Raw genomic sequence first — 17,460 nt, 5'->3', positions numbered from 1 at the left:
CCTACGATATCTACACCGCCGCGTCCGCCAATCCCACTGCCCACAGCGCGAACGCATAGACGATCGCGATTTCATCGAGCCGGTTGAATCGTCCCGATGCGCCGCCGTGGCCAGCGCCCATGTTGGTGCGGAGAAGCACCGGCCCGCCGCCGGTCATGGTGGCGCGCAATCGCGCGATCCATTTCGCCGGCTCCCAATAGGTGACGCGCGGATCGGTCAATCCACCCATGGCGAGGATCGCGGGATAGTCCTTCGCCGCGACATTGTCGTAGGGCGAATAGGACAGGATGGTGCGAAAGTCCTTCTCGCTCTCGATCGGGTTGCCCCATTCCGGCCATTCCGGCGGCGTCAGCGGCAGCGTGTCGTCGAGCATGGTGTTGAGCACGTCAACGAAAGGCACCTCGGCGACGATGCCGCCGAACAATTCGCCGGCGCGGTTCGCGACCGCTCCCATCAGCATGCCGCCGGCCGAGCCGCCATGGCCGACGATGCGTTTAGTGCTCGTGTATTTTGCATCGATCAGCGCGCGGGCGGAGGCCGCGAAATCATCAAAGCTGTTGGTCTTCTTCTCGCGCTTGCCGTCGAGATACCAGCCCCAGCCTTTGTCGGCGCCGCCGCGGATATGTGCGATCGCGTAGACGAAGCCGCGGTCGACCAGCGACAAGCGGTTGGTGCTGAAGGAGGCCGGCATCGCCATGCCGTAGGAGCCGTAGCCGTAGAGCAGCAGCGGCGCTGTGCCGTCGCGGACGAAATCCCTGCGGTGCAGGATCGAGACCGGCACCTCTGCGCCGTCATGCGAGGTCGCCATGATGCGCGTGGTGACGTAATCGGCCGGGTCGTGGCCGGAGGGAATCTCCTGGCGCTTGCGCAGCACCCGTGTCCGCTTCGTCATGTCGTAGTCGTAGACTTCCGACGGTGTCGTCATCGACGAATAGGAGAAGCGCAGGTTCGTCGTCTCGAATTCGTAGGAGCCCATGGTGTCGAGCGAATAGGCCGCCTCGTCGAAGGCGATCGCATGCTCCTCGCCCGTGGCGAGATCGCGGATCACGATCGCGGGCAGCGCGTTGGCGCGCTCCAGCCGCACCATGTGGCCGGAGAAAAGTTCGAGATCGAGGATGTAGATGCCTTCGCGGTGCGGGATCAGATCGCGCCAGTTCTTGCGCTCCGGCGCGGCGAGCGGCGCCGTCATCACCTTGAAGTCGATCGCGTCATCGGCATTGGTGAGGATGAACAGCTCGTCGCCGCGGTCGGCGATCGAATATTGTACGCCTTCCTCGCGCTCGGCGATCAGCCGCGGCGCCGCCTCGGGATTTCGGAGGTCGATCAACCGCTGTTCCGAAGTCTCGTGGTCGCCGCCCGCGATCACGCAGAAGCGCCCGCTCGCGCTCTCATGCAGATGGGTGAACCAGCCGGAATCCTGCTCTTCATAGACCAGCACGTCGTCCGCCTGTTTGGTGCCGAGCCGATGGCGCCAGACCTGCATCGGGCGGTGGTTGTCGTCGAGCTTGACGTAGAAGAAGCTCCTGGAATCCGCGCTCCAGACCACACCGCCATCGGTCTCCTCGACGAGGTCGTCGAGATCGGCGCCGCTTGCCCAGTCGCGCACGCGGATCGAGAAATATTCCGAGCCCTTGGTGTCGGCGCTCCAGGCATGCAGCCTGTGGTCGGGCGAATGCCGGCTGCCGCCGAACCTGAAATATTCGGTGGCTTTCGCCAGCTCGTCGCCATCGAGCACGACATGCGCCTCGCCGCCGTCGCGCGGCATGCGGCCGAACATCTCGTGCTGTCCGCCCTCGCGGAATTTGCGGAAATAGGCGAACGGGCCGTCGGGCGAGGGGACGCTGGAATCGTCTTCCTTGATCCGCCCGCGCATCTCCGCAACCAGCTTCTTCTGCAACGGTGCGGTGTGGCCGAGCAGGCTCTCGGTATAGCTGTTCTCGGCTTCGAGATAGCTCCTGATATCAGGATCGAGGATCGAGGGATCGCGCAGCACCTCCTGCCATTTTGGGTCCTTCAGCCAGGCATAGTTATCGGTCACGGTGATGCCATGCCGCGTGAAGGAATGCGGCCGTCGCGGCGCGACGGGCGCGGGGTGGGCAGGTTTCTTGGTGGCGGATTGGTCCACTCGGTCCTCGTACGGTCTTTCGGTTCCGTGGTCTTGTTCGCTCGTCATGCGCGGGCTTGACCCGCGCATCCATCAAAGAAAGGCGTTTTTCGCAAGATGATGGATTGCCGGGTCGAGCCCGGCAATGACGACCACCGTCGGAACGAGATGTCATCGAGACATATATCGGTTCGAATGGGTGGATTGCCAGATGCGGTCAGGCGCGCACGCTTTCACCGAGCCATTCAATCGCGGCCTCGGTTCCACCCTTGCCGTGGGGAATGCCGAGCGCGTTGAGCGCGACCTCGACCACGCCGAGTGTGCCCAGGATCATCGGCGCGTTCACATGGCCCATATGGGCGATCCGGAAGGCCTGGCCCTGCAGATCGCCAATGCCGGTGCCGAGCACGACGCCGCATTTCTCTTTGCAATAGCGCTGCAGCGCCGCCGGGTCGTGGCCGTTCATGGTGACTGTGGTCACCGTGTTGGAGCGCTCGGCAGCCTCGGTGATGTTGAAGCCGAGCACCTGGCCCTCTGCCCATACCGCAACGGCACGCCGCACCGCTTCGGCAAGCAGGCGATGGCGCAGATGCGCATTCTGCAGTCCCTCGGCCGCCAGCATGTCGATCGCCTTGCGCAGCGCGAACAACAGATGCACCGGCGCGGTGCCGGCATATTTGCGATAGTGCTCGGTGCCCTCGCGTTCGGTCCAGTCCCAATAGGGCGTGCGCAAATCGGCGCGCTTGTGCACCTCTTGCGCGCGCGCATTCGCCGCGACGAAGCCGAGACCCGGCGGCGTCATCAGGCCCTTCTGCGAGCCGGACATCGCGACGTCGATGCCCCAGGCGTCCATCTCGAACGGCATGCAGCCGAGCGAGGCCACGGTATCGACCATGAACAGCGCTGGATGGCCGCTCGCCTTGATCGCCTTGCCGATCGCCTCGATGTCGTTATAGGCGCCGGAGGCGGTGTCGACCTGCACCGCGAGGATCGCCTTGATCGTGTGCTCCCTGTCGCGCCGCAGCCGCTCTTCCACTTCCGCCGGCCGGATCGCGCGGCGCCAGTCGCCCCTCAACACTTCGACCTCGGCGCCCATTGCGGACGCGGCTTGGCCCCAGCCGATGGCGAAGCGCCCGCTCTCGAGCACCAGCACCTTGTCACCGCGCGACAGCACGTTGGAGAGCGTCGCCTCCCAGGCGCCATGGCCGTTGGCGATATAGATGTAGGATTTGCCTTTGGTGGCGAACAGTTTTGAGAGATCGCGCAAGAGACTCTCGGTCAGTTCGACCATCTCCGCCGAATAGATATCGAGCGCCGGGCGATGCATCGCCTGCAGCACCTCATCGGGCATCGTGGTCGGTCCGGGGATGGCCAGAAATTCCCGGCCCGCGCGAACGGTCATTGTTCGGTTCCTGCTTGATCTGCCTCGCACACGTGGATGCAGGGATTGGCTGAAAATTTCAACCCACAGAGGCGTTATTTTCCGATCGCGTCGGCGACGGCATGCCAGATCTGATCCTTGATCTCGATCGCGGGCGGGCTCGGGATCGTCGTTGCCGGGCCATCGCGCGGCTTGCATGCTTCCACCAGCCGCAGGATCCAGATCTCGCCATCGGTGTAATAGAGGTCGCCGCCGCCATTGCGGCCCGCGATCGTCGGGCCGATGCCGGTGACCTGATATTTCGCGGTGACCATGCGGGCGTTTTCCAGGTCGGCCGTGAGCAGGGCCCGCTCGGCATCGAGGTCGGGACCGATGTGATGCGTGATCGCGCCGGTGTAATGGCTGACGCCGACGCTGCGATCTTGCGTGGCGGCGCCGAGCCACACCGGGCGGCCCTCCTCGCCCTTGTCGAGCACCTGCCAGTAGCGGACATGGTTGCGGCGATCGGCGCTGTTTCCGATCGGCTTCTCGAAGGCGAGGTCCTCGCGGCGCCCGAGATAGAAGAGATTGCTGACCGGCGCGTCGCGATAGGGGCGATCGAGCAGCACGCTGCCGACGATCTCGATCGATGATTTCAGCGTGATCGGATCGGCGGGATACCAGCCGGCAGCGTGCATGGCGCAGACCACGTCATACTTGTCGCCGATCAATCCGATATTCAGGGGATCGCCGGGAATTCCCTGCGCGGTGCGCGTCACCATCGGCAGGTTGGCGAGGCCCTTCTGGTGCTCGTGATGGGTCCACAATGCCGGCAGCAGCAGATAGGCGGCGAGGCCGTAGACTGCGAGTATGAAGACCAGCAGCAATTGGATGCGGCGGACCCGTCGCCGCCGCGCCGAAGGTTGCGCCTTGTCGTCGAACTCTGTCACCGTGATGCGCTCTCGAACCGAGTTGCGCAGCCAGTTTAGAGCCTGCTCACCGTCTTGTCTCGCGGCAGCCGGCGGCTTCGGCCTCCTCGACCGAGCAGAACCAGCGCGTGCCCTTGGCGATCTTCATCTGGATCTTGGCGTACCAGCGGCTTTGCGGCGTGTGATAGATGCATTCGCCCGAGGTGTTGACGTTGCCCTTGATGGTGCAGTCGGGCGAGGGCGCGACCGGCCCGGACGCGGACGCCAGCAGGATGTTGCGCGCGTTCTCCGGCGGCTTCACGGCGCCCAGGATTGGCGTCTTCTTGTTGCGGATGCGCCAGTCCCAGGGTGCGATGAAGGCGCCCTGCCACATGCCGGCCTTGGCGTCACGCGCGGCCTTCTCGTCGGCCTCGTACTCGTGCGACGCGCGCGTATAGGCCAGCGCCCAGCCGTTGGCGACCAGCCATCTCTGGATGTCCTGCCCCTCGACCTCGCAGCGCGCCAGGGTGCGGCCGCGGCGGTCGGTCGTGCCGCGGGTATGGCAGGTCCAGCTCTTGCCGCCGGCATGCTTGATCAGTTCGTCGCGCGCGGCGATCCCGCAGGTCCAACGCTCGCCCATGGTGTTGAGGCAGAGCTGGTCGGTGGAGGGCGCGTCGATGCTACCGAGACGCATGCGGGCGGAGCCGATCTGGATCTGGTCGCCCTCGCGGATTTTCGGCACGCCGGTGATGTCTGCGGCCTGCGCCAGCGCGGGCAACAGCAGGAGGGCGGCGGTGAGGAGCAGCGATCGCATCGGCAGGTTCACGGATTAGCGAGCAATTGTGCGGAGATTCGGGCAGGCAAACCAGTAGCGCGAACGCCGCAGCCTTTTCAACTTCGCGTCATTGCCCGCCGCGCCAGCGCCAGCGCCATCAGCACGAAGGCCGAGGTCACCTCGGGGCCGCCGACCAGGATCCGCGTCGGCGTCTTCATCTTGTTCCACTCATAGGCCTTGTATGGGGAACGCCGGCCGCCTTCGCCGAAGCTCGCGACGATGCAGTGCAGCGCCGGCGTGAAGGTCGCGACCTCGGCGCCGAGATGCGCCAGCGCCATCAGCGCCAGCGCGGCGTCGAACGCGTTCATCTCATAGGCGATCAATTCCTGCTGGACGTAGAGCAGCACCTGCGCGCGGATCATTGCGAACACCCCGCTTGGATCGATCACGCGCTGCGCCGCCGAGGGAAGCGCGATGAACGCGGCGTAGCAGCGGCCGAAATAGGCGCAGTAAAGCTCCGGCAGATAATAGATATGCGAGCGCGGCTTCCTGAACGCGCCGCTTTCCACCAGCCGCCGCTGGAAATCGATGATGCGGTGCACCGTCTCCAATCGCTGCGGCGTCTCCAGAATCCGCCAGCGCTTGAGGTTGCGGAAGCTGACCTCGAGGATGTCGAGATTGAGCGTCGGATCGAGATCGTTGCCGTAGGGACGATCACCGGCGAGATTGTCGATCCAGGTCACGACTCCGCCTTCGTAATCGATATTGTCGTTGAGCGGCACGGTGACGCGCGGCTCGTTCGCCCCGCTCCGCACCTGGTAGCCGCGGTAGAAATCCAAAAGCGGCTGCTTGAGGATCGGATGCTCGCTGCCGGCCTGCGTCGCCGCGGAGAACGAGCAGGCGGTGGTGTCGCAATCAGGCACATAGATGCCGAAGCCGAGATCCTGCTTGATGTGGGCGAAGAAGCGCGAGAAGCGCGGATGCGGCAATGGCGCCAGCGCGGTGATCACGTTCACCGTCGAGCCGTCATGCGAGGGCACCTCCTCGGCGCTGATCCGCAAGCAGAAGTCGACCATGTCGGCGATCGCCCCGCGCGCGGCGCTGGTCTCCGCGCCGGACGCGAGCCCGGTCTCGACGAAGCTGAGCAGCGCCTCGGTGAAGAACGCATCGTAATAGGCCGAGCGGTGGCGGATCTGCATCGGCTGCCACATCGGCTCGGCGATCCCGCGCCAGGGCGGGTTGATCAGCGCGCGCGCCGGCGAATGCGCGATGTAGATGCGCGCGAGGTTGAACAGCAAAGTCGAGTTCTTGTAGCCGCGCGAGTTCAGCCCGGTCAGCGCCATCAGGAGTTCGCGCCCGCCCATGTCGGCATCGCCGATCAGGTTGAACGCCGCATAGGTCGGGATGAAGCCGTTCTTCGCGTAAGCGCGCAACAGATGCGCGCCACAGGCCCGGATCACGCGCTCGATCTCGGCCGCCGCGGGCGCGCGCGCAGGCGCCGCCGCCGTGGGCAGCGGATGCCGCACGTCGATACCTTCCATCAGCGCAGCCACAGGCGCGCCGATCGCGGCCCAGTCCGGCGCCTCGGCATCGCGCGCCTCCTTCAAGGCCGTCTGCAGCGCGCCGAGCCGCGCGTTATCGCGCAAGGCCGGCAGGCCGGTGCGCCGGAGCAGGCCGCGCAGCGCGGGATTGCCGATCGCGGTCCGGTAGAATTTTCCCAAATGCGCATCCCCACCGCGATATTTCAGCAGCAGCGGATCGCAGACGTCGTAAAGCGACGGCCCGTCCTTACGGACCGTGAGCGATCGGCAGACCGCCCCGGCAATGTCATGAAAACCCATGCCACCCCTTTCTGGCACGCACGATCCGGAACAGCCGGGAACCCGGCTGCGGCCGAAAAATCCTGCGCAATCCAAGGAGGCCCCACCCAGAAGCCCCCTGCAAACCTTTGAATCGCAGCACAAAATCGCGGGAAACACAAATGTGACCGATATCACATACGCCGCCGCGTTTTGGCACAAGTTTGACCCCGGCGCATTACGGATAAGGCCCAAAGGCCGAATCAGGTTGCCCCGGAAGGCTTCGCAGGTTAAGGGTTTCTGTGTTGCGGTGCCGCAAATTGCGCACAATCTGACGGCACTCGATCAGGCAACCCCTAAAACCACAGACGGCTTTTGACGCGACTATGCAGTCGCGCCTTGGTCAACGATTGGGATCCGAAACGCATGAAGCTCAGGCAGCTCTCCCTTTCCCGCCGCACGCTCACCGTCTTCGCCGCCTATGTTGCGATGGTGTCGCTGGCGATTGGTGCGCATGCCGCGCTGAACAAGCGGCCGCTGGAAGCGCCCAAGATGGTCGCGACCGAGCAGGGCGTCGTGCCCGTGCAGGCGTCCCGCGTCGCGCTGATCATCGGCAACGGCCATTATCCCGACGCCAACCACCCGCTGCAGCAGCCGATCAACGACGCCCGTGAGTTGGGCGCGGCGCTGCGCCAAAACGGCTTCGATGTCGACGTCGTCGAGGACGCGACCAAGGACGATATGAGCCGCGCCGTCGAGCGCCTGAAGGCCAAGGTCGGGCCGGATACCGTGGTGATGCTGTTCTTCGGCGGCTTCGGCGTGCAGGCCGGCCGCGAGAGCTTCATGCTGCCGGTCGATGCTGCGATCTGGAAGGAAGGCGATGTCCGCCGCGATGGCCTCAGCGTCGAGCACGTGCTGGCCGCGATGGACGAGAAGGGCGCCAAGGCCAAGCTCGTAGTGCTGGATGCCTCCCGCCGCAACCCCTATGAGCGCCGCTTCCGCTCCTACAGCCACGGCCTCGCCCCGATCAGCCCGCCCGAGAACACGCTGGTGATATCATCGGCGACGCCCGGCAAGGTCACCGAGGAATCCAAGGCCACCAACAGCGTGCTGGTCTCCGAACTCCTGAATAACCTCAAGACCCAGGGCGGCATCGAGTCCGCCTTCAACAAGACCCGCGTCTCGATCTCCCGCGCCAGCGAAGGCGAGCAGGTGCCCTCCGTCTCCTCCTCGCTGCTCGAAGACATCCGCCTCGGCGGCTGAGAAAAACTCATTCGTCATGCCCGGGCTTGACCCGGGCATCCATCCAGCAAAGCGGCTCTTCAAGTTGCGATGGATTGCCGGGTCGAGCCCGGCAATGACGGCTAGCCCCTATTTCCCCTCCGCGCTCGCCATCACCGGCCGCACCGGGTCGCCCTCGCGCAGCAAGGCCCCCGCGCGCGCCACCACGATGTCGCCTTCCTGCACGCCCTCGCGGATCTCGACCTGTCCGGCCTGCATCAGCCCGGTCTCCACCCGCCGCGTCTCGACGCGGTCGCGCTTGACCACCTGCACCACGGTGCCGGCGGTGCCATAGAGGATCGCGGTCAGCGGCACCGCGACGCCGCAGCTCTGCCCGGTCTTGATCTGCGCGCGGCCGGATGAATTCACCAATAGCCGCCGCGGCGCGTTGATGCCGACGACGACCTGGCCGAGCTGGCTGTTCGGCTCCACCGTCGGCGCCACCCGCCGCACCTTGCCGTCCATCTCGCCGGCGCCGATCACCTTGATCGATGCCGTCTGGTTCGCCTGCAGCTTGCCGAGATCCCGCGTCGGCACCATGCCGATCAGGTCGAACTCGTTGCGCGCGATGATCGAGAACAGCGCCTCGCCCTTGCCGCCGGCGATCGTGCCGACGATCGCGCTCGAGGCCGAGATCGTCCCTGCCACCGGCGCGGTGATGTTGAGCTGCCCGCCTTCGGGGAGGTTCAGCCGCGCCAGCATCTGCCCCGCGGTAACGTTATCCCCCGGATCCGCCATCACCTCCCCCACCTTCAGCCCGAACCGTTCGGGGCGCACCTGCGTCTCCTCCCGCGGCATGATGATCCCGGAGACCTCGACGATATTGCCGAAGCAGGTTTTCGAGGCTTTGAGGACGGTGACGGTGGCGCCTTTGGGGGACTCGGGCTCCTCGGCGCCGAGGGTGGGGGAGATGGCGGCCGCGGTGAGGAGGGCGGTGAGGATGGTGAGAGAGAGGTCGCGCGCTGCAGGCATGGGTATCGTCGCTTAGCCTCAAGTTTCAGAATCTATGGATACCAGAGCGACCGCAAAGAGCAAAGCAGGGTGGGACAAGCGTCTAAGGCAAGCATCTCTGCGCGAAACCGCTGGCACGAGCGCGCTCGTCTCTCAGTTCATCAGTCGAGCTCGAATGCATTTTTGTAGTCGAGCTTTAGCGAGGGGGGCTGGTCTTCCTTATTCAGGAAGCAATTCCCGACGACCAGCACCTCGATATCGGTGCCCATAAAGCAGCGGAACGCATCTTCCGGCGTGCATACGATCGGCTCTCCACGAACGTTGAAGCTAGTGTTGACCAGCACTGGACACCCCGTCTCAGCCTTGAACGCAGTCAACAAATCATGAAATCGCTTATTGGTATCGGCATGGACAGTTTGTATCCGCGCCGAATAGTCGACATGAGTCACGGCCGGGATTTCAGATCGCGGGATATTGAGGCGATCGATGCCGAACAGCTCGTGGTCGCCTGGGTTGGCGGGCCGCCGGCGTCTGTGCACCACGTCAGCGACGATCTGCATGTAGGGACTGTCGCCGTCGAGATCGAACCAGTCGGCCACGTCCTCGCGCAGCACAGCTGGCGCGAACGGGCGGAAGCTTTCGCGAAACTTGACCCGCAGATTGAGCGAACTCTGCATAGAGGGCGATCGGGGATCGCCGAGAATGGAGCGCGCGCCCAATGCCCGCGGGCCAAATTCCATTCGCCCCTGAAACCAGCCAACCGCTTTCTCCGCAACCAGTGCCTTGACCGTGCTTTGAATGATTGCGTCGTCGTCAAGCTCTGTGAACGCGGCACCGGCCTGCCCAAGACGGTCCCTGATCTCGAATTGCGAGAAGGATGGCCCTAGATACCCGCCGGCCATGGCGTCACGCGCGGGTGCCGTCCGTGGCCGACCTGCGAACTGATGGTAGGCAGCCAGCGCCGCGCCGACGGCGCCTCCGGCATCACCCGCCGCCGGCTGCACCCAGATATTCTCAAACGTGCGGTCGCGCAGAATTTTGCCGTTGGCGACGCAATTGAGCGCCACCCCGCCGGCAAGGCAGAGATTTTGCGACAGTCCCTCGCGAGCCAGACTGCGCGTGAGCCGTAGCACGATTTCTTCGGTCACCTGCTGGACCGAGGCAGCCAGATCCATATGGCGCTGTTCCAGCCGTTCCGAGGGATCGCGCGGCTTGCCGCCGAACAACGCTTCGAACCGGCCGTTGATCATGGTAAGGCCGGTGCAATAATCGAAATAGTCGAGATCAAGTCGGAAACTGCCGTCATCCCTGAGATCGACGAGATGTTCGAGGATCAGGTCGGCGTATTTCGGCTGGCCATAGGGAGCGAGCCCCATCACCTTGTACTCACCGGAATTGACTTTAAAGCCGGTGTAATAGGTAAAGGCGGAATACAGCAATCCAATCGAGTGCGGGAAGTTGATTTCGCGCCGCAGGTCGAGCGTGTTGTCTCTACCGTAGCCGGCAGACGTTGTCGTCCACTCACCGACGCCATCAAGAGTAAGAATGGCAGCCTCGCTGAAGGGTGAGGCAAAGAACGCGGATGCCGCGTGGCTCTGGTGATGATCGGCAAACAGCAGCTTTGCTTCCCAATCGACAGTGCTGTCGATTTCCCGCAGATGGTTGCGAAGCACGCTTTTTTGAAACAGCTTTTCCTTGAGCCAGACCGGGATCGCTTTACGGAACGACTGAAAGCCGCGCGGAACGAAGGCGAGGTAGGTTTCGAGCAATCGTTCGAATTTCAGGAACGGCTTTTCGTAGAACACAACATAATCGATTTCGCTCGCTTTGATTTTTGCCTCTGCAAGGCAGTAGCGGCTGGCGCGCGCGGGAAAGCGTGGGTCGTGTTTCCGTCGTGTGAAGCGCTCTTCCTGGGCGGCGGCGACGATCTTGCCGTCGACCAGGAGAGCCGCTGCGCTGTCATGGTAGAACGCTGAAATGCCGAGGATGCGCACGAGGCCCCGCTTAGAACAGCGTGTAGACGAACGGCGCCAGCGCCGATCCTTTGGTCAGCACCAATAGTCCGCCAAGAACAAGCATCACGGCGAAAATCGGGATCAGCCAAAACTTGCGCCGAGCCCGAATAAACGCAAACAGCTCACGCATGAACGACATCTGGCCTGCCTTAGAATTGCTGCTGCATGGATTCAGACGGCGGCCGCGGATCGGAGCGCGGGAGCCAATAAGAAGTTGGCGACGAAGCGTCACGTGCGAGCCGGAGGAAATCCTTGCCGAATAGGCGCATGGCCAATCCGATCGGCATGATCGCACCGAAGAAGAGGATGGCCATGACAACGGGATTGACTATGCGGTACATCAAAAGCCCCAGCTTTAGCCATGCACGGTTGGCAAGGCCCAAGGACTGCGGGCGCCAAAGCGTCAGTCCTGCGAAAACGATCGCGATGCAAAGCCAGACCGGAGCGTGGGACGAGCCGCTGTATAATCCAACGAGACCGATCAGGGCAAAGACTGCAGCCATCGTGCCCCCGAAGCTGCGGTCGCTCGGTCCGACCACGACCTCGTCATGTTCGAAATTCAATAACTGCATCAGGCGCTCTCGGCCAGTTTAGACGAAACGTGATCACTTCTACTAAGTGCTCTCGCAGTGCGCCAGCACTATTTAAAGCTGTGATTTGTACATTTGCTTCTCTTGGCTCTCCTTGGCCGGCCGACTCGACAAGCCATAGGCGGCTCGGTGTTGGTCATATGCTGCGAAGGGACCGCGACGAGTCGATGTCGCAGTTAGGTCACGCTCGGAACAGCTGCCGGTGAGCACGACAATTCCGCTTTACCGCAGCAGACGAGTCCGGGATTAGATCGGGGAGTGCCTGAGATTGCCGAGTGAGATCCGGCATGTTGGCGGCGCGAAGCCTCTACTAAAGCATGATCCGGAAAAGTGGCTACCGGTTTTCCCTCGCGACAAACGTGAAGCGTTTGCGCGGAGATCATGCTCAAACAAGGTGCTAAAGCGGGATGACGATTCGACGAAAAGTCATCACGCTTTAAGCGTCCGAGTCGGGCCAATTGCGCGGACGTCGCGAGATCGTTCTGACGCTACTCCGCTTGGGATTGGCGGTGCACTAATTCCTTTGCGCGGCGGCGTCATGGTGACCGATGTTGTTCATGGACAGGAGGCCCAGAATGCGCTCAGCCGCGAATTCATGACCATCGGGCGTCCAATGAGGGCCGAACCCTACGGCTTCTTTATAGAACGCGGCACCTTCGAGTTTCGCGAACGCGATTCGGTTCTCCTCTAGGTAGCCGACCATCTTTTCGTCGCGGCCTTGGATCCCAACCAGGAATTTGGCGCCATTCCCTTCCACGAATTCGCGGATCTTCCCCACCAGTTTTTCGGTCGGGTCCGGCACAACCAATGGCGGATACCTAAGCCGCATATAGACATCCACTGCCAGCCGCGCCAGCCAAAGGTTTCTCACCAGCCACTCATCCTTGAAGTAGAGCAGATGCGATTTCGGGACTGGCTGTCCCGTCAGCATCAGCGACCCATCCGGTTGGGTCGCGAAGTAAGGTTTATAGTAGTTATAGGCGCGGAGATTTGTACTGTTATCCGACCGGTCGTTATCCGCGCAAAAGATCAGCACGACGACAGCCGGCTTAACCTTCGACCACAATCGCTTCAGCAGCAGATACTCCTGATCGGTTCCATAGCCCGCAACTCCTGCCGCCAGAATCTTGTAGTCGGGGATCTTTGGCTTCAACAGCTCGGTGAAGCGTTCGTTGGCTTCGGAATCGAGGCCCCAGACAAAGGAGTCCCCCAAGAACATGATCGTGGGCTTTGTGTCGAGGCTGAACTCCTCGTCACGCAGACGAAGGCTATTGTGCCTATAGTGTGTCGTGCGAAAAGTCGTGATGGCGCCTGAAGAATTTGGCGCCGGCGCCCAGCCGAGCTCGGCGTCATAGCCGTAGTTGAGTGACAGTTCGCTCAAGGTTTCTCTCAGTTCCCGAAAGTCGAGAAGGCGAAGAAAAACTTCCAATACGGCGAGGGTCGCGAGCGTAATACCCAACGACAGACAAGCCGATACAAATACATTCCGGACCCAGTTTCGTTTCGTCAAATGTTTCATCTTTGCGTTTCTCTGCTATCCAAAGCATCATAATCAACGAATGATTACTCGGTAAGCTATCGGCTTTCGGACAGGGTTTGAAGTGGTGTGGCTAACCGCGTGGCTCAGAGCTTCGTATTGCGTTCTTCTATTTTCATCTGCGGCTCAATCTCCAATCGCTCTCGCACCACCTTGAGCACCGCATGCGCTGAGACGGCAGCCTTCACTCCAATCCCCCTCGCCAGCTTCCTCGCCCACGGCCTCTGCCTTCGCTCGGCGGTGCGATAAAGCGCCTCGCCCTTTTTCGTTAGGCGCACCAGTTTGGCGCGGCGATGGTGGGGGTTGTCGTCGAGGGTGACGATGCCTTCTGCTACGAGTTCGTTGACGATGCGCTGCACGCCCTGGCGGTGCAGGCCCAGGGAGCGGGCGAGGCGGGCGACGGGCTCGGCCGTCGGTGACAACGCGATGGCGCCCAGCACCTGCCAGCGGGCGCTGGTCAGGCCGAGGTCAGCGACGAGGCGGTCGCCGGCCGCGATCAGGCTGCCGTTCAGGCGGAACACTTCCAGGATCAGTTGCGTCAGCGCGTCGGTTTCGCGGTCGGCTGAGGGGCTTTGTTGCATGTCAACATAGTTCCAAATTGACAATATATTGTCAATTTGGAGAGGGCGTATCGGCTTTGCTGTGGAGGGAGCAATGGTGCCCGGACTGTTCGCCCTCGTCACCGCGGCGGCGTTTGCCGGAGCAGCGTTCTATATCAACGTCGCCGAGCAGCCGGCGCGGCTCTTGCTCGATGATGCGAATCTGCTGCGGCAGTGGAAGCCGAGTTATGCGCGCGGTTTTGCGATGCAGGCGAGCCTTGCCGTCATCTCGGCGCTATCAGGGTTTCTCGCGAGCTGGCAGTTGCAGGATTGGCGGTGGTCGGTCGCGGCGGTGCTGATGCTGGCGAACTGGCCCTATACGCTGCTGGTGATGCTGCCGACCAACAAGCGGATCGAAGCATGGCCGCCCGAACAGGCGAATAGCGAGTCGCGTGCGCTTGTCGTCTCCTGGGGCTGGATGCATGCGGTGCGCACGGCACTGGGTCTGGCTGCAACCGCGATCTATCTGGCGCTGGCGGTCAGAGCATGATCCGGAAAAGTGGAAACCGGTTTTCCCTCGCGACAAACGCGGAGCGTTTGCGCGGAGATCATGCTCCAAATAAAACGCTACTTTCCGGCCGCTGCCTCGCGCGCCAGTCGCTCGGCTTTCAGCCGTTCGCGGTTTTTATGAAAGGCCTCTTGCGCGAGCTGATGCTCTCGCATGGCCTGCTCCGCATCGTGCCGTCGCTGGGCCTCCCTGGCCTTGCGCTGCTCCGGCGTTGGCTTTTCACGGGGTGTGTATGAATCAGACATGCAGCTTCAACGCGCGAGGCGACTAAAGGTTCCCTTCGCGTTGCGCGGCGAGGCGAATTATCCCAATTAAATCAATATGATTTGGCTCGTCCAGGCGGGCTGCGGAAAATAAACCGCTTCGGTTTCACCCCAAATCACCCCTATAAATCCGCCGTCCCGCCCGGCAAGAGGGGCGGATCGCGATCGTCACGAACGCGCGGCGGGATGCGGTGGACGCGATGGCTGGCGAACGACGAACGCCTGGCCAGCGCGGACGGCGAAGTCGTGTGGTCCTGGCGCCCCGACGCTGGCGCTAAGTCCTTGCGGGATGGAAACATCCTTAAGGGATGACGGTGGCAAGAAAGCCCGGTCACCGGGGAGAGCGCGAAGGAAACCGTTAAAACCATTGCGCAGGGAAGGCCGGCGTTGCTCCGGTTCACCTGTGGTCCTACCCCCGTGCTTTTTGTTGCACGGGGCCCACGGGTGCAATCGGCACCCGGCCTTCCCTGCGCCCTCTCTTTCTCGAGACGGGTGAAACGGACGCAAAGCTCGGGCAGTTCGTGCCGCGAGAATGCGGACGTACATCCCTCTGATGTTTGAAAATCGAATACGAATCAGGCGCCATCTTGTCGTCATTGCGAGCGAAGCGAAGCAATCCATGTCGTCGCTTGCGGAGGCCTGGATTGCTTCGTCGCTATCGCTCCTCGCAATGACGGTGGTGCGAGCCTCCCCATCTTCCCTTAACTCAGGCGGGGAGTCTCGGGGCGCCTCAGCGCTTGAAGAGCTGGCGCAGCACTTCGTTCATCGCCTGGCTGTCCTGCGTGTCGCCGTTATCGCTCGGCGGCGAAGGCGGGGCGGATTGGGGCTGCGGCTCGGGCTGTTGGGGCTGTGCTGGCGGGATGCTGCGGCTCGGGCGCGGCGGCTGCGCTGCGCCGTTCAGGCCCTGCTGGATCAAATTGCCGATGGTCTCGCCAAGCTGGCCGCCGAGCAGCCCGCCACCTTGGCCGGATTGGCCTTGGCCGTTGGTGCTGCCGCCCTGCGCGTCGGCTCCGCCCTGGCCGCCGCCGAGGAGGCCGCCGAGCGCGCCGTTCGGCCCGAACAGGCCCTTGCCCATCTCGCGCAGCTTGGCATAGGCGGCCTCGGGATTGTCGAGCATGCCCTGCATCTCCGGATAGATGCGCGGGCCATTCCACGGCCCCTCGATCATCACGGGGATGCCGAGGCCGACCGGATCGCTGGTGCGGCCCTGGCCCTCGGTGGTCAGCACCAGCTTCGGCTCGACGCGGAAGCCGATCATCTTGGTGCCGAGATCGATGGTGCCGACGCCCGTCATCTTCACCAGCGGGCCGACCAGATTGAGGTCGGTGGTCACCGCCTGGCCCTTGTCGATCTTGAAGGAGGCCGAGAGCTGGCTCAGATCGGTCGCGAGCTGATCGCCCTCCTGCCAGCCGGAGAGCGGGCTCGTCGTCAGCGAACGGATCATCTGCGCGACATTGAGACCGCGGATCGCGCCGTCCCGGAATACGGCGAAGGCCGTGCCGCTCATATTTCCCATGATCGCGCGCTGGCTGTTGCCGGAGGAGCGCACCGCGATCTTCGCCTGCATCCTGCCGTCGAGTTTGTCGAAATCGGCAAGGCTGCGCAGCAGCGGCAGCGCCCGCACATTGTTGAGGTCGGCGCCGAGCGCGTAAGTCTGATTGCTGGTGGTAACGTCGATGGCGAGATCGCCATTGGCGTTGCCCTCATAGGCGCCGAGATTGGCGAGGCGCGCCTTCAACACGCCGCTCATCAGCGTCGCCTCGATCGCCGCCGGCGCGAAACGGCCATCGCCGATGTTGAGCTCGGCGGCGGAAATCTTCGCCTGCGCGTCGACATAGTTCAGCCCGATCAGGTCGAACGTGGCACTGCTCCAAGGTTGCGCCGCCGTCCCCGCCTGGCCGCGCTCCATCGCCAGCGAGAGCTTCTGGAAGTCGATATCGAGCTTCACCAGCGGCTTGTTGCTGGCGACATCGACGGAGGCCCAGCCGTTGAACCCGCCGTCGCCGAGCGTGCCGCTGACGCCGTTGAACATCACCACCGCGCCGCTCAGCCGCACCTCGGTGCGCGCCGACAGCGGCGCCTGCAACAGGCCGGGCGCCTCAAAGGCGATTTCGGTCGGGATGTTCTGCCGCTCGATCGGCGCCGCCGGAGCGGTCGCCTTGATCTCGAATTTCAGCGGCTGGCCGCCGCCGCGCCCATTGCCGCTGATGACGATCTTGCGGTCGCTGCCGACGGCCATATCCGCGTTGACAGCCTCGATGCGGCCTTCGACGCGGTCGCGCACATTGGAGAACACGATCGTGCCGCCGGTGACGCTGACATGCTCGATGCCGAATTTGGCCTCGCCGGTGCCGGCGGCGCTGTTCCTTGCGGGCGGATTTGGCTCGCGCACGCGCTGCAGCGGCATGGTCAGGACCGGCCGCACGATCAGGAGGTCGGTGACGTGCGGCTGGCCCGACCACAGGCTCGCCAATGTGACGTCAGCCCGGATGCTGCTCGCGGTCAGGCGGTTGTTGATCTCGCGGTCCTTCGGATCCTGCAGCGCGATGTCGTTCAGCGTGATGTTGAGCGACGGCCACAGGCTGATCTTGGCGCTGCCATTGATGGCGAGCCGATAGCCGGTCTGGCGCTCGACCCGATCCTGGATCGCCGACGTCAGGAAACCGGAGGGGATGCCGATCACGGCAAGCAGCGCGATGACCACGATCACGGTTCCGATCGCGGCGCCTGCGATTTTCAGTGCTCTCATCTCGACATTCCAGACCGCGCC

Annotated in this window: 15 protein-coding genes; 2 read left to right on the top strand and 13 right to left on the bottom strand. The window is 63.3% G+C overall.

Going from position 1 to position 17,460, the window contains the following annotated elements; genetic code table 11:
* Positions 1-10: 10 nt before the first annotated feature.
* The 5 genes from YY7_RS0105645 to YY7_RS0105625 form a co-directional block, all read right to left on the bottom strand.
* The gene (locus YY7_RS0105645; protein ID WP_028162373.1) at positions 11-2,125 is read right to left on the bottom strand and encodes a S9 family peptidase; all 2,115 of its coding nucleotides are present in this window, start codon (positions 2,123-2,125) and stop codon (positions 11-13) included.
* Positions 2,126-2,321: 196 nt separating this feature from the next.
* Positions 2,322-3,506, bottom strand: a complete 1,185-nt coding sequence (locus YY7_RS0105640) for a pyridoxal-phosphate-dependent aminotransferase family protein (protein ID WP_028162372.1) — start codon at positions 3,504-3,506, stop codon at positions 2,322-2,324.
* A gap of 74 nt (positions 3,507-3,580) precedes the next feature.
* Positions 3,581-4,420 (bottom strand): LssY C-terminal domain-containing protein, encoded by an 840-nt coding sequence (locus tag YY7_RS0105635; RefSeq protein ID WP_433994489.1) that lies wholly within the window; start codon positions 4,418-4,420, stop codon positions 3,581-3,583.
* A gap of 40 nt (positions 4,421-4,460) precedes the next feature.
* The gene (locus YY7_RS0105630; RefSeq protein ID WP_028162370.1) at positions 4,461-5,186 is read right to left on the bottom strand and encodes a thermonuclease family protein; all 726 of its coding nucleotides are present in this window, start codon (positions 5,184-5,186) and stop codon (positions 4,461-4,463) included.
* 77 nt (positions 5,187-5,263) lie between these two features.
* Positions 5,264-6,988, bottom strand: a complete 1,725-nt coding sequence (locus YY7_RS0105625; RefSeq protein WP_028162369.1) for a hypothetical protein — start codon at positions 6,986-6,988, stop codon at positions 5,264-5,266.
* Positions 6,989-7,372: 384 nt separating this feature from the next.
* Between YY7_RS0105625 and YY7_RS0105620 the strand changes: the two genes are divergently transcribed.
* Complete coding sequence (locus YY7_RS0105620) at positions 7,373-8,209, top strand: caspase family protein (protein WP_028162368.1); 837 nt, start codon at positions 7,373-7,375, stop codon at positions 8,207-8,209.
* A 108-nt stretch (positions 8,210-8,317) separates the two neighbouring features.
* On the opposite strand, the gene YY7_RS0105615 is transcribed toward YY7_RS0105620, so the two are convergent.
* The 6 genes from YY7_RS0105615 to YY7_RS50850 all read right to left on the bottom strand — a co-directional run bounded on the left by YY7_RS0105615 (position 8,318) and on the right by YY7_RS50850 (position 13,901).
* On the bottom strand, positions 8,318-9,199 hold the full coding sequence (locus YY7_RS0105615; protein ID WP_035689380.1) for an efflux RND transporter periplasmic adaptor subunit: 882 nt from the start codon (positions 9,197-9,199) through the stop codon (positions 8,318-8,320).
* A gap of 140 nt (positions 9,200-9,339) precedes the next feature.
* On the bottom strand, positions 9,340-11,172 hold the full coding sequence (locus tag YY7_RS0105610; RefSeq protein WP_028162366.1) for a carbamoyltransferase family protein: 1,833 nt from the start codon (positions 11,170-11,172) through the stop codon (positions 9,340-9,342).
* A gap of 10 nt (positions 11,173-11,182) precedes the next feature.
* Positions 11,183-11,332, bottom strand: a complete 150-nt coding sequence (locus tag YY7_RS61795) for a DUF5989 family protein (protein ID WP_165435635.1) — start codon at positions 11,330-11,332, stop codon at positions 11,183-11,185.
* 10 nt (positions 11,333-11,342) lie between these two features.
* Positions 11,343-11,765: a hypothetical protein gene (locus YY7_RS0105600; protein WP_028162365.1), complete on the bottom strand. Its 423-nt coding sequence runs from the start codon at positions 11,763-11,765 to the stop codon at positions 11,343-11,345.
* 532 nt (positions 11,766-12,297) lie between these two features.
* Positions 12,298-13,302, bottom strand: a complete 1,005-nt coding sequence (locus tag YY7_RS0105595; protein WP_155255054.1) for an SGNH/GDSL hydrolase family protein — start codon at positions 13,300-13,302, stop codon at positions 12,298-12,300.
* Between the two features lie 104 nt (positions 13,303-13,406).
* Positions 13,407-13,901: a MarR family winged helix-turn-helix transcriptional regulator gene (locus YY7_RS50850; protein ID WP_035689378.1), complete on the bottom strand. Its 495-nt coding sequence runs from the start codon at positions 13,899-13,901 to the stop codon at positions 13,407-13,409.
* Between the two features lie 76 nt (positions 13,902-13,977).
* Between YY7_RS50850 and YY7_RS0105585 the strand changes: the two genes are divergently transcribed.
* The gene (locus YY7_RS0105585; protein ID WP_028162363.1) at positions 13,978-14,409 is read left to right on the top strand and encodes a DUF1772 domain-containing protein; all 432 of its coding nucleotides are present in this window, start codon (positions 13,978-13,980) and stop codon (positions 14,407-14,409) included.
* Between the two features lie 77 nt (positions 14,410-14,486).
* Here the strand turns inward: YY7_RS0105585 and YY7_RS57810 are convergent, their stop codons facing one another.
* The gene (locus YY7_RS57810) at positions 14,487-14,672 is read right to left on the bottom strand and encodes a hypothetical protein (RefSeq protein WP_080663593.1); all 186 of its coding nucleotides are present in this window, start codon (positions 14,670-14,672) and stop codon (positions 14,487-14,489) included.
* A 748-nt stretch (positions 14,673-15,420) separates the two neighbouring features.
* Complete coding sequence (locus YY7_RS0105575; protein WP_028162361.1) at positions 15,421-17,439, bottom strand: AsmA family protein; 2,019 nt, start codon at positions 17,437-17,439, stop codon at positions 15,421-15,423.
* Positions 17,440-17,460: the final 21 nt, after the last annotated feature.

It is taken from the genome of Bradyrhizobium elkanii WSM2783 (assembly GCF_000472865.1).
GTDB classification, from domain to species: domain Bacteria; phylum Pseudomonadota; class Alphaproteobacteria; order Rhizobiales; family Xanthobacteraceae; genus Bradyrhizobium; species Bradyrhizobium elkanii_A.
This window is presented reverse-complemented; position numbering and strand designations above follow the sequence as displayed.

Coding starts and splice junctions, on each gene's coding strand:
- YY7_RS0105640 (WP_028162372.1), bottom strand. CDS start 3,506: ATGACCGTTCGCGCGGGCCGGGAATTTCTGGCCATCCCCGGACCGACC.
- YY7_RS0105630 (WP_028162370.1), bottom strand. CDS start 5,186: ATGCGATCGCTGCTCCTCACCGCCGCCCTCCTGCTGTTGCCCGCGCTG.
- YY7_RS0105625 (WP_028162369.1), bottom strand. CDS start 6,988: ATGGGTTTTCATGACATTGCCGGGGCGGTCTGCCGATCGCTCACGGTC.
- YY7_RS0105620 (WP_028162368.1), top strand. CDS start 7,373: ATGAAGCTCAGGCAGCTCTCCCTTTCCCGCCGCACGCTCACCGTCTTC.
- YY7_RS0105615 (WP_035689380.1), bottom strand. CDS start 9,199: ATGCCTGCAGCGCGCGACCTCTCTCTCACCATCCTCACCGCCCTCCTC.
- YY7_RS61795 (WP_165435635.1), bottom strand. CDS start 11,332: ATGTCGTTCATGCGTGAGCTGTTTGCGTTTATTCGGGCTCGGCGCAAG.
- YY7_RS0105600 (WP_028162365.1), bottom strand. CDS start 11,765: ATGCAGTTATTGAATTTCGAACATGACGAGGTCGTGGTCGGACCGAGC.
- YY7_RS0105595 (WP_155255054.1), bottom strand. CDS start 13,302: ATGAAACATTTGACGAAACGAAACTGGGTCCGGAATGTATTTGTATCG.
- YY7_RS50850 (WP_035689378.1), bottom strand. CDS start 13,901: ATGCAACAAAGCCCCTCAGCCGACCGCGAAACCGACGCGCTGACGCAA.
- YY7_RS57810 (WP_080663593.1), bottom strand. CDS start 14,672: ATGTCTGATTCATACACACCCCGTGAAAAGCCAACGCCGGAGCAGCGC.
- YY7_RS0105575 (WP_028162361.1), bottom strand. CDS start 17,439: ATGAGAGCACTGAAAATCGCAGGCGCCGCGATCGGAACCGTGATCGTG.